This is a genomic window from Marinobacter sp. ANT_B65, from assembly GCF_002407605.1.
Taxonomy (GTDB): domain Bacteria; phylum Pseudomonadota; class Gammaproteobacteria; order Pseudomonadales; family Oleiphilaceae; genus Marinobacter.
The window spans coordinates 1,295,138-1,310,082 of the sequence record NZ_NXGV01000001.1 but is presented as its reverse complement, the minus strand read 5'-3'; the positions used below and the strand labels follow the sequence as shown (position 1 = coordinate 1,310,082).

Here is a 14,945-nt window from a genome sequence, read left to right as displayed (position 1 = left end):
GATGACAAAAGGAGAAAGGATTTTCGGGTTCATGGCCCAATATCCACAGCGATTAAGGTAACTATTCAGTGAGTCACCGTAAGTCTATCGATCAGCCTCAGAGCACGAGTGACAATGTTGTCATATAACGACGGGAAGCGATAACTTCATTAACACAATGTCTTGTGCACTGGGCTCCAGAGTCAGGTCACCGCCGTGGGCGCGGGCAATTTCCCGGGACAGGCTCAGGCCAAGGCCGCTGCCGGAGATACCCCGGGTATGCTCAGGCTTGCCCCGGTAAAAGCGATCGAACAGCTGGTTCCTGACCTCAGCGGCCATGGGCAGGCAATAGTTACGGATCAGAACTTCAATAAATGGGCCGTTCTGGCGAGCCTGGATGCTCACCTCCCGCCCGGGTAGGCCATAGTGGATCACATTGGCCAGCAAATTGTTCAGCAGCTGGCGCAACAGCACCAGATCCCCCCGGATCACCAGGTCCGGCTCAAGGGTGCATTGCACCTCCTGCCCTTCTGTCAGCAGCTCTATGTCGGCGATCATCTCCTCCAGCAGCCCGGAAATATCCACCGGCTCCAGATGCAGTGCCATGGAGCCGGAATCCGCCTGTGACAGCAGCAACAGTTTGCGGGTGATCGCCGCCAGCTGCCCTACCTCATCCAGAATGGCATTCAGATCCAGCCGGGAGGTATCCCCGCTCAACACTGCCTGCTCCAGTTTGCCCCTTAACACGGTAAGCGGCGTTTTCAGTTCATGGGCTGCATCGGCAGTAAAGCGGGAAACCTGCTGAAAACTATCCTCCAGGCGGTCCAACATGGTGTTGTAGGCTTCGATCAGCACCTGAAATTCCCTGTCTTCCCCTTTGCTGGAGAGGCGCTGACTGAGATCCTTTTTCGTCACCCTTTCCATGGCTCGCTGCAGGTGGTTAATCGGACGAATGGTGTGGCTGGCAATCAACCAGGACCCCAGCACACTGAACAGCAGAGAGATGGGAACCACTACAATCAGAGCCTTGCTCAGGGTGTCTTTCAGTCCGCTGGTTGTGGTAGCCACATCCACGGCTACCAGGCTGGTTTTATCCTCAACCTGTAACAAACCGGCCCGCCAGGATCCTCCTTCCTGTTCAAAGGAGGCCACCTGGCAGCGGCTGCGGCCCTGGCCGGCAATGGTCCAGTCCAGCTCGGCAATCAACCTGCGGGTCGGTTGGTCTGCGGTAGCAAGCTGAAAATAAGGGGAAACGGATTCGGTTCGGAACATCAGCATGTCCGGTGAGCCAACCCGCAACTTGCTTACCAGATCCGCCAGCAGCGACTGCGCCGCCTCCCCTGTGTCTCCCGGAACAGGCAGATTACGCGCCATACCCTGGTCATCAAATCGGGGAATAATGCGTCTTGCTTCCATGCACAGACGGGCATCCAGATGCTCCAGCTCCACCTGCATAATCCGTGACCAGCTCAGGGTGATGACGGTCGCCAGAACCACCCCCACCGTAAGGGCGGAAATGGCAAAAATGCGGGTGTAAAAATGCATACACTGGCCTCAACGGGGACTCAGGCGGTAGCCGGTACCACGAACGGATTCGATGATGCCCGCCATTGTACCGGCGCTGTCCAGCCCGGCGATCTTGCGGCGGATTCGCTTGATGCACACATCCACAACATTGGTACAGGGGTCAAAATCATAGCCCCAGACATGCTCCAGCAGCTGCCCCCGGGTCAGCACCTGACCGGGAGCACGCATCAGATACTCCAGCAGACTGAACTCCCGGCTGGTGAGCTCAACCGACTGCCCCTGACAACTGAGAGTGCGGTTGATGCAATCCAGCTCCAGCGATCCCGCCCGAACCAGATGAGAAGGCGATCCCCCATGGCGCCGCAACACCGCCTGAATACGGGCATGCAGCTCCTCCACGTAGAAAGGCTTGGCCAGGTAATCATCCGCCCCCATCTCCAGCCCCTGTACCCGGTCACCCAGCTCGTTACGGGCGGTGAGCAGAATGATCGGGGTCTCTACCCCCTCCTGCCGCAGCGCACGCAGAATATCCAGACCATCACGGCCCGGCAGCATGATATCGAGGATAATCACATCGAAGAGATTTCCCCTGGCCGCCTCATACCCCCGGTGCCCGTCAGCACAATGGGTCACTGCAAAGTTTCTGGCACTCAGCCCTTCACAGACAAAGTCGGCGATTTTCTGTTCATCTTCGACAAGCAATATGCGCATCAGGATTTAAGTTGAAGCTCCGTCTATTCCACTTACTGTCTCTATCGATGAATTATCACATAAAAACAATAAATTGCCTTCCTCCCGAACAAATCACTGCTCAACGCACGCTATAACCGCGCGCTTCCAGACAGGCGGTCATCGCCCGCAAGTAATCACTGCGCCGCTCTGCACGCTGGCGCATGGCGCGGCACAACCGCGCCAGCATTATTATGCCAACCCAGACCGGCACAATGGATGCGCCAAACAGTGCAATGAACCATTTAAAGGTTTTCCGATGGATTAACATCTTATACTCCTGACCAGGCCTGCCGGCTCTCATCATCAATCTCCGGATAATGCCGGAAAGGCCGCACCGGTAGACTGCCTGCTTCATTAGTCGGAAAGTCTACAAACGCATTGTGCAAAAAGCGTGCGGGTGGAGTGGATATTCTGGGGAGTTGGTATCTGAAGTCATCCACCAAAAACACAAAAGCCCATGAGGACATGGGCTTTTGCACGACGACTACCTGCCAGTAATCATTACTGTCTATGATTACTTGATGGACTACTACACCTGTTAAAAGTGTAGATGCGATCCTCCTCAACAGCGTAGAAAGCAAGAGCACCCTCGTTTCCACCGGTGCAATCGAGGGCGAGATAATTGCCCAGCCGCAGTGGTGCATGAACTCTGGTATGGCCCGCGCAAACACGCCAGACACCATGAACGCCTGACGCTATTGCCTCTCTGACCCGCTGCCGGCCCCAAAGCGCGTAATGTTTCGTTTCGTCGTTGACCAGGTCGTCCCTGAAATCGGACCACCCCATCCCGACAGGGACGTCGGCATGAACTATCCCGATTATCCCCTGCTCAGATTCCAGTTCGATCGCAACCGGAAGAGATTTGAGTCGCTGGACAATCCGGAGGCGGGACCGCTGATCGATCAAATCCCACCAGGCCGCCCCTCCTGCAGGAGAAGATCCGCATGGATCATTATCGTACGCCTGAATGAGCATCTGCTCATGGTTGCCCATCACCATGTGAAACCAGGGCTCATCCAATAGCTTCAATCCACCAGCCGGATCGGGGCCCCGGTCGACCAGATCCCCGACAGAAATAATACGATCGCGCGCTGGATTGAAATTAAGTTCGTTAAGGCCATGGAAAAAATCCGGCATTTTGAAGTGAATATCGCCAACAATAAAATCACGGCCGCCCGTATTCTTGCTCAGCTTCAGAAAATCGCTCATCTCGCAGTACCTGTCGGGACTTTAAATACAAAGCTCAGGAAAATTGTCCGGCATAGTCACGGGCAAATTGCGCTGCAATACGCCCGGAACGGGAGCCTCGCTGGGTTGCCCAGCGGTTTGCATGTATGACCGCTTCTTCATAGGCCTCATCCGGTACCCTGTACTCTTTCAGCCAATGCCTGACGGCTTCAAGGTATTCATCAGGCGAAAAGCCATAGAAGGATATCCAGAGTCCGAACCGCTCGGACAGGGAGATCTTTTCTTCGATTTCCTCACCAGGATGGAGTCTGTTGTCTGCCCCCCGGGTCATATTCAGATTATCTGACATACGCTCGGCAATGAGGTGGCGACGATTGGAGGTGGCGTAGATAAGGATATTGGTGGCTTGTCCGGCAATGGAGCCATCCAGGGCAGTTTTGAGGCGCTTGTAGCCTATGTCACCCTCTTCAAAAGACAGATCATCACAGAATAATATGAACTTGCCCTGCTGGCGGCTCAGGATATCGATGACTTCCGGCAGATCACCGATGTTTTCCTTGTCAATTTCAACCAGCCGAAGACCCTGATAGTGGAATTCATGCAGACAGGCCTTCACCAGCGAAGACTTGCCCGTGCCCCGTGAGCCCGTCAGCAGCACGTTATTGGCAGGCTTGCCTTCAAGAAACTGGATGGTATTTTGCCGAATGAGCTTCTTCTGCCGATCTACCGACTTCAGTTGTTCAAAACTGATCAGTCCCGGGTTCGGAACGGGAAGCAAAACCGCTTTCCTTCCCCCTTGCGTCAGACGGTACTGCCACTGAAAGGCGATGATATCAGGGTCCAGTTGCTGATCCTGTTCGGCGGGGTATGCCCGCTCCAGAGCATCCGCAATCCTTGTTAACTGTTTCAGCAGCTCGTGCTGGAGTGGAGTAGATTGATTGTCGATCATTGCGCGTAACCGGGATTGTCGAGGGGGGTTAAGCTTGCCAACACCCGGCACCCCCGTCTAACGACGGATAGACCTCAATCGTCGATTAATGGACATTTTCGGAAGAATGGCCTGTTATTGACAGGCGCACCGGGACGACAGACAAGCCCGGCTCAACCAGTGAGTCGTCCCGCTTGCTTGTTATACAGGGCCCATCAATCAGATGTTTTGTGCTGGGATCGCTGGAAAGCCGTTGGCGCGATACCGAACTCACGGCGAAACATTGCGGTAAAGGCACTGGGATTGGAATAACCGGCCTCCAGAGCCACATCAAGGATGCTTCGTCCCAGCGCAAGCTCTTCCAGTGCCACCAGCAACCGGGCCTGCTTGCGCCATTTTCCATAGGTAATACCCAGTTCACGGGCAAACCACCGCTGAATGGTCTTTACGTTGACGCCCAAGTGTGTGGCGCATTCGGCCAGCCCCCAATCCAGAGTCCGCGTAGCCACGAGACCATGGCACAGGTCACGCAGCGGACCTTTCTGAGGAAGTGGCAAGAAAACCGACCCGGTTTCAGCCCGGGACAGCTCCTCAAGCAGCAAGCTGAATACGAGCTCGTTACGCCGATCCGGGTGTTCGTTTCCATCAACCTGTGACGCTGCAATCACCAGCTCTCTGGTTAGCGGTGTTATTTCCAGCACCAGGCAGTCCCCGCCCAGGCTGATGGTTCGCTCGTCAAGGTAGACGCTTTTGATGCTGACGGCACCCAGCGTTCTGGTGCGGTGCCGAACTCCGGGCGGTATCCACAACGCATAGTTGCTCGGCACTATCCAGCAGCCACTCCGGGTGGTGACCATCAACACCCCTTGGGTGGAAAGCAGCACCTGTGCCTGCTGATGATGGTGCACGTCGATATCGATACCATCGTTGAGATCCAGGGCGAGGGTCGATACACCGCTTGCTGCTGCAGCCAGGCTATCGCTGGATGGCAAATGCTTTGATATGTCCATATTTCGATGACAGGCGCCCTTTGGTCGTTAGACGGACTTCAGCGGATCGTAGCATCATGACTCGGGTCACGCACACACAAGGCTCGGGCTCCACCCGATTTCCACGGGCGGCTTCAAAGCGGCGGATAACCTCAGATCCTGCTCGGCAAATCCACGCTGCAGCCCCTGATTATGGAATCCGCTCACGGTGCCTCTCTTCAGCGTTCATCGATGAGCTTGCTCTTGCATACCACCGTCAACAACAAGAGCTTGACCGCCAGCCAACATCACCAGACACAAAAACAAAAAAGCCCATGAAAACATGGGCTTTTTTACTATTTACCAGTCCGTGCTATCGAACAGCTGACGCGGGATCACTCCCACTCTATTATCAATGAGACAAAAAACCACAATAAAAACAAAAACATAAAAAACAAAAGAAAATAAAAACCATCAGAAATACCATTCATAGAAATGGCATATCTATTAAACACACGCAGATGGAATAACGTTAGCGAGGGTTCTGGAAAGCTGCCGCAACGCTCCACGCTTAGAAATTCCACGGATCTCGATCTGGATGCCCACAATCCGAACATCATCTACTTGGATGCTCTCGAAGATCGTACAAGTGCCCACTTGCTGGGACTTGTTACCCGGCTTAGCCGGGTATGCCAGCACCACCAAATTACAGTCCGCAGCCCTAGAGAAAGCCAGCGCTTCATAAACATCGGACTCTGCAATGCGAAGCTTCCCTTTCTCCACATGGCCTTTGTATTTAGCATCCAAAAGCATCCTAGGCCGGTTACCATCAGACTCAATCACACAGTCTGGGTAAACCGAAATTTTGCTCACACCACCCGTATCAATCTTGATCTTGGTACCCAATGAGAATCCCTTCTGTGACATTACCGCTGAAGTCCCAAAACCCAATCTGGCAGCTAGCGTCAACAAATCCTCCCATACCCGCCAAGTCGTAACCAAGTAGCCAGGCGCATGAACTTTTCCTTGGGTGTAACTGAGGCCCAATCCGCCTAGCACACCAATGGATAGTTCGTGCAAAGGCTTCCAAGTCCTGTGCCTCGGGGGGATAGGTCTCCGGCGATTGGTTGGGGCATTTTGGGGCGACAAATCTTCAATGAGGCGTATCAAGGAACCAACCACAGATGGATCGCGTACCTCAGGCAACAATTCTTTGGCCGCACCTACGATGTCTGCATTCCAACCGTTCCATCGATCGAAACGAATTAGTTCCTGCTCAAAGCCATCTGGGGAGGGAAAGATGAGATCTAACGGGTCGGGATCCCCATCAATGAAGAAATCGGCCTCTCTCACTCTTCGATAGCTACGGAGTGGCCTTCGCTTTCTCACTTCGTACATACTCGTGATGGATCGGGCCACTAAAGTAGCAAGGTCACGCGGCGTATTGCCAGATGCCAACAAACGCTCAGTATCTAAAAGCCGACCATGTCGTGAAAGCGTCGATAGGAAGAAAAAATCCTCACGCCACTGAGCGTCGAAGTTATCCAAGCCTAGAAATTTAGGCGCCACTTCCAATTCGAGCGATGGAGCCAATCGAATAAGGCCAGCGAAATCGATAGCTCTAGCGCCTTTAGCATCCACGCTAATCGGGTTGTAACTGAAGCCTAAGGTCGATGCAGCCCGATTGCCTACTTCTACCAAAAGAGTGTTGGCCCTAGCGCGATCTACCCCTATAGCTGATGCGATCTCATGGCTCAGGTCAATGGGTGAGCCATACTCGACCAATGACAATCGTGTCCGGGTGTACGCCAAACCCTACTCCCTAGCAAAAGCTCTTAGCGTAGAGTAAATGTCGTTCTCGGTAAAATTGGGGGGGCCTTCTAGCCGAAGCCTTAAGTCATCTGCAAAAGTCGTTTCCGTAAGTTTGAACGGATTAAAAGAAGGCCCATCCAGCGCATTGAGAGTAGCTGCAATGCCTCTTGTGTCGCCGAAGAAAACTTCCTCTACATGCGCCCTCACTTTGGCCCAACCAACACAAAGCGCACCCAACACTTCTTGTAACGAAATCGCCTGCGGGTTTACATCAGACATGAGCACACCATGACCGATTTGAAACTCAGGGCCACGGCCCAAGGCAATTTGTTCATTGACTGCCACCCATGCTCTCACCGACGCTTCCAAAGCATCGACCACACCAGTCGGGAGAATAGGAAGCACATCGTTCCCTTTGGTCGCGAGACCATAAAAGGCCCTCAAGGTCTTCTCATCAGGCTCAAGACGTAAGGGCTCCCACCGACGCAGGAAAGCCACATCCAAGGGTTCAACTGAAGCGTCAGCCTGGTTCATCGCTGCCAATATATACAAGTCATGAGGCAACGCGTACTCAACAATTTCACCACTGCATGGATCGAGTATTTCAAAAAATTGAGTTTCGGCCCGCTTGGTTCCATCCGCAGATAGCCGCTTGTCAGACTCTACGGCCACAATCGCGCCACCAAAAACCTGTACAGCGGGCCCTCGATTAATTTCATCAATAATCAAAAGCGCTGCCCCATTGGGCAACTTGGCGTGTTCACTTGCTCTGTAAAGGGTGCCCTTGACGATAGAAAAGTCCGCGCCCCCCACGCTTTTATTGATCGTTGGCGTAATGCCGGACACAAAATCACGATATTTGGAGTTTTGGTGAAAAACTGTCCGAAATACTTTACGATTCATCTTTGTGGGTGCAGGAATATCATTATTAGCATTTCCTGCGGTAGGTGGGATAGGTATGCCGTCCACAGGATTGAGTTGTGGATATTCACTGGCGGGAGAAATGCCAAAGGCCGTTTCAAACGCGAAGGCAACTTCGGCCAGCAGCCTCGACTTTCCCGTGCCGGGTGGCCCAGAGATTAACACGTTGCGCGACCGACAAAGGAGCTTTAAGGCCTGCTCGCAGACTTCACTTACCATTGCAGTACCTATCCAGACTGGTAAAATCTCGGTAACCGATCACCGCCCGATTGGCAGCACGCTTAGCGTTCAAACAGTTCAGCATTTCTTCAGCTACCACTGGATCCCACTTACCTCTGATGCGTAGTGTTTTCTCTTCGACATAGAAAGGCCACACCGACCCGTCGTAAAGCTGGATTAAAAGGAGCAGAACACGGTTATCTACCCCCCCTTGGGGTAGGCGATTAGTATCGAAGCATCCGTATTCATGAACACGAGCAATACGCCCTTCCGAAGGACGCACATCAGTAGGTGGCTCAAAGAAAGACTCTTTGTGCTCAACTTCTCCCTTATCGTTGTACCAAAAAAACTCTCCCTGGAAGACGTCAACATGCTCGACCACACCATCTCGTTTCCGCTTTTCCTTAACTGTATTCGGAAACATTTGCTGGATAGCTGGCAGCAACGACTTGTAAGAACCGAAGCGAAAATCACGCGCCCCACCTCCTGTGTCAGAATCGTTGGACTGTGCCAAGATTTTCCTGATATCCCCTGGTACAATTTCTTTATAAAGAATACGGGCTACCTGCCTTACTCCATTAGCCACCTTTTTTTGCTCCTTCTTCTATTTCTTCGCTACTCAGAGCAAGCTCTGAGGGCACATAGGCCATGGCTCCCAAAGCACGAGCCTCTTCTACGCGGTGACTCCAAACTGTAGAGTGACTTGCTGTGCGTTTCGCCATTGCGGCCAAAACAGTGTCTTGGGTAATTGTAGATTTGGCCTCTCCTGAAAGCGCCAATTGACCCCTATCCAAAATTGAAAAGTCTTGAAGCACTAGCTCCATATCCTTCAGATTGAGCCCATAAGCCACAGCTACTTCTGCATCTATTTCCGCTCTTAGCTGAGCCATCCGTTCACAAGTCTCATGAGTCGCCCCAGCATTATCGATAGTGCGTAATTCTCTCGATGCAATCACGAGCTTTTGCCATGGTAAGCCACCCTTAGCGAGCCTTGGCAATGGAATACTTTGAAGTAGGAAATAATTCACTGTAGTTGTGAGTACACGCCTGAGCATCCAATCAAATACGAAGCTATTAGCGATGGCCACCCAGACCAACAGGCGTTCTTCTGATGGATCTTCAGGAAAGAGGATCGTGGGCACCTTGTTGCCGCATACCACACCAGCAGGAATCAAAGCAGCCATGAGAGAACGCTCATTGGTCTGTCCCGCAATGTCGCAAAAGCCTACACGCAGTAAATCAATACGATGCTGATTAGCTCGGGGGATGTCCGAAGGGCGAATCCAAAACTGAGGTGACAGACGTGATCCTCCGATGGGATAGGTCTCCCATCGAGCACTGCGGCCTGAGCCTGATACATGCCCCTTCACGCCGAAACGATGGGCCTGCACCATACGCCCTTCCACAAGAGGCACAGCTCCAGAAGTAGAATGACTGAGGAATTTAGAACGTTCCTTGGTCATATCAACCTCACGACAAAATTTAGGGGTCCAACCGCTGCCAGGCTCTTCCCACGAGATACCCGCCTCAACGATTTTCGAAAAGAGCTTCCACTCAGCCACGCTGCGGATTTCTGGAAGGCTTAGGTCAGCTCGAACAGCCGCCAGTGCAGTACGGCCAATGGTGGCCGTGCCCGTGGTCTCCAAACCCGTAGCAGTGCCCCGCTCATGCAAGAGCTGGATAGGCTCGCGCTTGCTCTTCTTAAGACCACCCTTAACCAAGGCGACAGCCAAAAATTTGAAACGTGTATCAATGGCGAAAAATCGGGCTCGGTTATCGATGATTGACAAGGACACACTTTGGCTTGCTTCGAAAATTTTCTGGCGTACCACCTGTGTACCTTGCGAGCGAATTAGCCCGCCGGGGATCAAGGCGGCCACGATGCCCTGCCCCTTACAAAGCTCAAAAAAGAGGTCTGTAAAAGCGATATAAAGATCGGGCTCACCACTGCCAAGAACTGGATAACGAGCCAACAGCCGCCGTGAATAGTTAGCAACCTCATCGCGCTGGATAGCAAAGCTCTCTTCATCGAGCCCGTGAATCTGAGCCCCATAGTGCCGCTGCGTTCCCGAGGACTTCATAAATTCATGGCGTGAGAGCTTGACCTTTTCCCAAGGAGGGTTGCCGATCACAGCATCAAAGCCCTCAGGGGCCATGGCTGCCCAGACCTTGTCCTCGGCCATCAAACTATCACCACAGTACCAGTGCGACCGCATGGTTTTAAGTGCTGCCACGTCATCCGTGAAGGAGGCAAGGCTCAGTAGTGCCGCACGCAGCGAGTTTACCGACAAATCCGCTGCATACACCCCATGAGCAAGCCAATGTGCCGCCTTTGCCCGATCCATGCCACACACAGCATGAGTCAGGGCCGCGAGTAAAATTCCCGCGCCACCAGCAGGGTCAATGACCTTACTCTTGTAGGTCAGTTTAGGAGCGGCAAGCTGCGCCAGTCGTGAGGCCAGTCGGAAGTCCGTATGATAGGCCCCCGTGTTCTTTCGATCATTTTCATGCAACGTCTCGCGTGCCAATGCACTAAGTGCCAGTGCTGGATGAATGGGCGAACGTTCAATAGCACTTGCCACTGGAGCCGAAAGCTCCAAGAGTTCGGCAGCTGGCCGCTTACTTTGCACTCCAAAGGCCTTGTGAAAAGCTGCTAGGTCAAACCCACCGAAACGCGAAGAAGTAGCCTCCAACACTTGAAGACGAAGCTCAAAGCTTAATGGCCCTTGGCTACCGCCAACGGCTTTGGTAAGAGCAGCTTCTGCTGGGGCTAGATACTCAGCTTCAAGCGGCCTAGGAGCACTCATGCATAGTTCTCTACAAGGATAGATCTGGCCTTAACAACCTTCGGTTGTGCACCTGAAAGCTGAAACATGGGTCGCTCAACTACTACCAAAAATTCGTTCACTTCCGACCCTGTACTGCTGGCAACCTTGTTTGGACGATAGCGCCCAATCGCCCCTAGAGGATGCATGGTAGACTTACCGATTTTGGAAAGCTCAGTTTTCATGTCCTGCATAGAAATATGCCCTTCACTACTGTACGAAAGAAGCACCTTCTGAGACTTCAGACTCTGCACCAAACGCGAGAGAGTTTTCAGAGCGCGAGTCTTATAGCAAAAGTCAGACGCCCGGTCTTTCCAGGGACGCAGGCCTGCCACGCCAGTAACCTCAGGCTCGTCACCTAGAGCCACCGTTTCAAGAATGTGGTAGTAGCTGGCATACTGGCGCTTGGTATATGGCGGGTCTAGGTACACTAAGTCCTGTGCGGCATTAGGCACATTAAACACATCACCTACTGTAGCTTCTACTCGCACACAACTCTCTTTAAGTTCACGACAGCGCATAGCAATCTTGCCTTGTGATTGAGTTGTCCACTTAGACAGGAAGCAGCCGAAGGTGCCTGCAATATTAGCTACCCGATTCAACGCGCCAAAGAGATCTGCGATCAGTAGTCGCTCTTCCAACTCATCAATAGTCCCCGATCCACTCCAATCAGCTATAAGGGAGCGCATGGCATCGATTCGAGCTGCATTGTCTTGCGTGAAATAGCGACGCTCAATACCACATGAGTCAAACGACGCAGGACTGTACTCACGCCAAATGAAACCATTTTTGGGCTCAGTAGCATTGAGCTTGGCAATGGCTTTCTCATAACCACCAAGCTTCTTGAAAGCCGCCTGTTTCTTGCTGGTAAGGCGAGCCCCTGCGGAGATTACCGCCGAGTAAAGATTGTCGTTGATGCGGACGTTCCAGCCCAAAGCTGCGGCCGCTTCAGCCACCACACCTGTCCCACAGAAGGCATCCACAAAGAATGCCCCCTCTTTTGGGGGGGGCATATAAACAGTAATTTGATCTATGAGCCTAGACTTCGAGCCCAAATAGCGGAAGGTCATACAGAAGCCTCGGCATGAGTTCTTTGGCCTGTACGTGCCCGTTTGTCGGCCGGAGGTATAGCTTGGAGGTCAGTAAGCTCGATCCCTTTACGGTCGCAATAATCACTTAACAACACCTCAAGCATGTTCACCATGCTGCGTTGTTCATTGTCTGCAGCCTCCTTCAAGGCTCGCTTGAAGGTAGGGGAGACGCGCAAGTTCAGAGTCTCACTCTTGACATCAGCAAATTTCATTAAGGCGCCCCGCAAATGTCTGTGCAATGGCGTTATTCTACATAACTAACCGAGACTTCGCCAGGGTGCTCCTCAAGACGCTTTGGAGACTAGCGACTGGGCCAGTTCGGCTGACAGCTCGAGGCAACTACTGCTTGCTCGAACGACCATTACCTCGCCTCAATGCGACATTGCTTTGTAGTGGTCTAATGAAACCGGACACCTATTTAGGCGAGAATGCTCGCCATTGAGAGGTGTTCGATGACTAGAAAGCGACGTACGTTTACCCCTGAATTCAAACAGGAAACCGCCAGTCTTGTGCTCGACCAGGGCTACAGCATTGCCCAGGCCAGCTCATCTATGGGCGTTGGTGAATCAGCATTGCGTCGCTGGGTTCAGCAGCTCAGCGATGAACGACAAGGTGTCACCCCCAAAGGCAAAGCTATAACGCCGGAGCAGCAGCGAATTCAGGAGTTGGAAGACCGGTGCCGGCGGCTGGAAATGGAGAAATCTATATTAAAAAAGGCTACCGCTCTCTTGATGTCGGACGACTGGAAACGTACACGCTGATTGACCAGTTGAGAGAGCAGGCTCCGGTCGACATGCTGTGCGCAGCCTTTGGTATCAACCGTTCGTGCTACTACGAACATCGCCAGAGGATACAGCGCGTGGATGCTGAGCGTGTGGCCCTGAGAGCCCGGGTTAACGAGATGTTCAACAAAAGCCGCAGCTCCGCAGGCAGTCGCACCATACAGGGCTTGCTGAACGACCAAGGCATTGAGATCGGTCGCTTCAAGGTGCGCCGGCTGATGGGCGAGTTAGGCTTGGTCTGCAAGCAGCCAGGATCTCACGCCTATAAACGCGCCACAGTGGAGCGGCTGGACATTCCCAACCGGCTGGATCGCGAGTTTGATGTGCCACAGCCGGACCAAGTCTGGTGTGGTGATATTACCTATATCTGGACTGGCCAGCGCTGGAGCTATCTGGCGGTGGTGCTGGATCTATATGCCCGTCGCGTGGTTGGTTGGGCGATGTCTGACACGGCAGATGCGGACTTGGTTGTTCAGGCCTTGGATCATGCATGGGAGCAGCGAGGACGTCCGGAGAAAGTCATGTTCCATTCTGATCAAGGGACTCAGTATGTCAGCCGCAAGTTCCGGCAAAGGCTCTGGCGCTACCGCATGGTGCAGAGCATGAGCCGCCGAGGTAACTGCTGGGACAACGCGCCAATGGAGCGCCTGTTCCGGAGCCGGAAAACAGAGTGGGTGCCGGCGATGGGCTATCCCAGCCTGACGGCTGCTAAGAAAGATATCAGCAGCTATCTAATGGGGTATTACAACACTGAGCGGCCGCATACCCTCAATGGTGGAATCGCTCCGGCGCTGGCGGAAGAAAAACTTAAATCCGTGTCCGGAATCAGTTGACCACTACACATATCCGCCCAGTCCTGCAACATAGATGTACGCTGATCACGATACTCGGCTTTGTTATATATCGCCCTCACACCTTTTTGCTCATGTGCCAAGCATTTCTCTATCCAGTCGGTGTTGTAACCGGCTTCATGAAGCAAGGTACTGGCTGTTCGTCTCAGGTCGTGCGGGCCGAATTTAGCAAGCGGCTGCCCCTCTTTCTGAGCCAGCTTGTAAGTCATCGTCATTACCCGGTTCAGCGTGGCACTACTCATGGGGACGTCAAAATCGTAGCGTGACGGCAGAACATACTCCGATCCTCCGGAGAAGGTCTTCAAAGCGATGAGGATGTCCATGGCCTGCCTGGATAGAAACACCATGTGAGGGTTTCGCCGCTTCATCCGTTCTTTGGGGATCGTCCAGAGCGCTTCGCTAAAGTTGATTTCACTCCAAGCTGATTTCTTCGGGCGTCAGGGTTCTATCCCGCGGCTCAAACCTGGCAATGCTTGCTGGCCTAACCAGGTCTGCCGGGTTCTCAACTTTTTGGCCTCGCTCAGTCGCCCAGCGGTATACTTGGAGTACAATCTCACGCGCATGAACCGCCGTAGCAGGCGCACCGCGCTCTACGATGGCGTCGGTTAGTGCTCGCAAGTCCTCGTGGGTGATTTCGGTCAGCTTCTGATTGCCGAATTTCGTTTCCAGCTCTCTCGTATAAACCGAGCGGCGGATATCACGGGTAGAGTCGACCATCTGGTAGCCACGTAGCCACTTTTCCGCCCAGGCACCAAAGGTTACAGCCCCTTTAACACGCGCCTTGTCTCTGGCCTTCTCCTTCGCTGGCGACTTTCCATCGGCGACCATCCGCTTGGCTTCACCAAGTCTCTCACGGGCTTCTGCCAGAGTGATCCCCCCAACGCCATAGCGACCAAAGGTGATTGTCTCTTGCCTGCCATTGATCGAGTAGTTGTAACGGAATGAGATAGAACCGGCAGGAGTGACAGCCACATAGAGGCCATCCCGGTCATTCACTTTGTAGAGTTTATCCCTCGGCTTGAGGTTGCGCAGCTTGGTATCGGTCAGCAAGAGTCTTATCCTTCTTCGATTCCAATACCATGCTGGAAGATCACCCGAAAATATGGAATTAAAATCAATAAA

The 14,945-nt window shown here is 53.1% G+C and carries 13 protein-coding genes and 1 pseudogene; 1 reads left to right on the top strand and 13 read right to left on the bottom strand.

Annotated features, from left to right (window positions below):
• Nucleotides 1-120: 120 nt before the first annotated feature.
• From CPA50_RS06150 to CPA50_RS06095, 12 genes are all read right to left on the bottom strand, one after another.
• Nucleotides 121-1,524, bottom strand: coding sequence for an ATP-binding protein (locus CPA50_RS06150; RefSeq protein WP_096781545.1), 1,404 nt, complete (start codon nucleotides 1,522-1,524; stop codon nucleotides 121-123).
• 9 nt (nucleotides 1,525-1,533) lie between these two features.
• Nucleotides 1,534-2,217, bottom strand: a complete 684-nt coding sequence (locus CPA50_RS06145) for a response regulator transcription factor (RefSeq protein WP_096781544.1) — start codon at nucleotides 2,215-2,217, stop codon at nucleotides 1,534-1,536.
• Nucleotides 2,218-2,317: 100 nt separating this feature from the next.
• Nucleotides 2,318-2,506 (bottom strand): hypothetical protein, encoded by a 189-nt coding sequence (locus tag CPA50_RS06140; RefSeq protein ID WP_143750725.1) that lies wholly within the window; start codon nucleotides 2,504-2,506, stop codon nucleotides 2,318-2,320.
• Between the two features lie 233 nt (nucleotides 2,507-2,739).
• The gene (locus CPA50_RS06135) at nucleotides 2,740-3,447 is read right to left on the bottom strand and encodes a metallophosphoesterase (protein ID WP_096781542.1); all 708 of its coding nucleotides are present in this window, start codon (nucleotides 3,445-3,447) and stop codon (nucleotides 2,740-2,742) included.
• Between the two features lie 34 nt (nucleotides 3,448-3,481).
• Nucleotides 3,482-4,375 carry an ATP-binding protein gene (locus CPA50_RS06130; RefSeq protein WP_096781541.1) on the bottom strand — a complete coding sequence of 298 codons (894 nt, stop codon included), beginning with the start codon at nucleotides 4,373-4,375 and terminating at the stop codon, nucleotides 3,482-3,484.
• Nucleotides 4,376-4,569: 194 nt separating this feature from the next.
• Nucleotides 4,570-5,364 carry an AraC family transcriptional regulator gene (locus tag CPA50_RS06125; RefSeq protein WP_096781540.1) on the bottom strand — a complete coding sequence of 265 codons (795 nt, stop codon included), beginning with the start codon at nucleotides 5,362-5,364 and terminating at the stop codon, nucleotides 4,570-4,572.
• 465 nt (nucleotides 5,365-5,829) lie between these two features.
• Nucleotides 5,830-7,134, bottom strand: a complete 1,305-nt coding sequence (locus CPA50_RS06120) for a 5-methylcytosine restriction system specificity protein McrC (RefSeq protein ID WP_096781539.1) — start codon at nucleotides 7,132-7,134, stop codon at nucleotides 5,830-5,832.
• A 3-nt stretch (nucleotides 7,135-7,137) separates the two neighbouring features.
• A complete protein-coding gene (locus CPA50_RS06115) occupies nucleotides 7,138-8,274 on the bottom strand; it encodes an AAA family ATPase (protein ID WP_096781538.1) in 1,137 nt (378 codons plus the stop codon).
• Nucleotides 8,264-8,860 carry a hypothetical protein gene (locus CPA50_RS06110; RefSeq protein ID WP_096781537.1) on the bottom strand — a complete coding sequence of 199 codons (597 nt, stop codon included), beginning with the start codon at nucleotides 8,858-8,860 and terminating at the stop codon, nucleotides 8,264-8,266. The genes CPA50_RS06115 and CPA50_RS06110 overlap by 11 nt, the downstream gene beginning before the upstream one ends.
• Complete coding sequence (locus CPA50_RS06105) at nucleotides 8,853-11,081, bottom strand: Eco57I restriction-modification methylase domain-containing protein (protein WP_096781536.1); 2,229 nt, start codon at nucleotides 11,079-11,081, stop codon at nucleotides 8,853-8,855. The genes CPA50_RS06110 and CPA50_RS06105 overlap by 8 nt, the downstream gene beginning before the upstream one ends.
• The gene (locus CPA50_RS06100; protein WP_096781535.1) at nucleotides 11,078-12,169 is read right to left on the bottom strand and encodes a DNA adenine methylase; all 1,092 of its coding nucleotides are present in this window, start codon (nucleotides 12,167-12,169) and stop codon (nucleotides 11,078-11,080) included. Before CPA50_RS06100 ends, CPA50_RS06105 begins: the two co-directional genes overlap by 4 nt.
• Nucleotides 12,166-12,402 carry a hypothetical protein gene (locus tag CPA50_RS06095; protein WP_096781534.1) on the bottom strand — a complete coding sequence of 79 codons (237 nt, stop codon included), beginning with the start codon at nucleotides 12,400-12,402 and terminating at the stop codon, nucleotides 12,166-12,168. The genes CPA50_RS06100 and CPA50_RS06095 overlap by 4 nt, the downstream gene beginning before the upstream one ends.
• A gap of 240 nt (nucleotides 12,403-12,642) precedes the next feature.
• Here CPA50_RS06095 and CPA50_RS06090 point away from each other — a divergent pair.
• Nucleotides 12,643-13,805 (top strand): IS3 family transposase gene (locus CPA50_RS06090; RefSeq protein WP_096781533.1). Its coding sequence is split into 2 segments (ribosomal slippage): nucleotides 12,643-12,898 and nucleotides 12,898-13,805, totalling 1,164 coding nucleotides; the frame shifts between segments, so codons are not numbered across the junction.
• Here CPA50_RS06090 and CPA50_RS06085 read toward each other — a convergent pair.
• Nucleotides 13,715-14,873: pseudogene (locus CPA50_RS06085) on the bottom strand (tyrosine-type recombinase/integrase). The gene CPA50_RS06090 and the pseudogene CPA50_RS06085 sit on opposite strands and share 91 nt — an antisense overlap.
• Nucleotides 14,874-14,945 lie beyond the last annotated feature (72 nt).

Coding starts and splice junctions, on each gene's coding strand:
- CPA50_RS06150 (WP_096781545.1), bottom strand. CDS start 1,524: ATGCATTTTTACACCCGCATTTTTGCCATTTCCGCCCTTACGGTGGGG.
- CPA50_RS06145 (WP_096781544.1), bottom strand. CDS start 2,217: ATGCGCATATTGCTTGTCGAAGATGAACAGAAAATCGCCGACTTTGTC.
- CPA50_RS06135 (WP_096781542.1), bottom strand. CDS start 3,447: ATGAGCGATTTTCTGAAGCTGAGCAAGAATACGGGCGGCCGTGATTTT.
- CPA50_RS06105 (WP_096781536.1), bottom strand. CDS start 11,081: ATGAGTGCTCCTAGGCCGCTTGAAGCTGAGTATCTAGCCCCAGCAGAA.
- CPA50_RS06095 (WP_096781534.1), bottom strand. CDS start 12,402: ATGAAATTTGCTGATGTCAAGAGTGAGACTCTGAACTTGCGCGTCTCC.
- CPA50_RS06115 (WP_096781538.1), bottom strand. CDS start 8,274: ATGGTAAGTGAAGTCTGCGAGCAGGCCTTAAAGCTCCTTTGTCGGTCG.
- CPA50_RS06130 (WP_096781541.1), bottom strand. CDS start 4,375: ATGATCGACAATCAATCTACTCCACTCCAGCACGAGCTGCTGAAACAG.
- CPA50_RS06125 (WP_096781540.1), bottom strand. CDS start 5,364: ATGGACATATCAAAGCATTTGCCATCCAGCGATAGCCTGGCTGCAGCA.
- CPA50_RS06100 (WP_096781535.1), bottom strand. CDS start 12,169: ATGACCTTCCGCTATTTGGGCTCGAAGTCTAGGCTCATAGATCAAATT.
- CPA50_RS06140 (WP_143750725.1), bottom strand. CDS start 2,506: ATGTTAATCCATCGGAAAACCTTTAAATGGTTCATTGCACTGTTTGGC.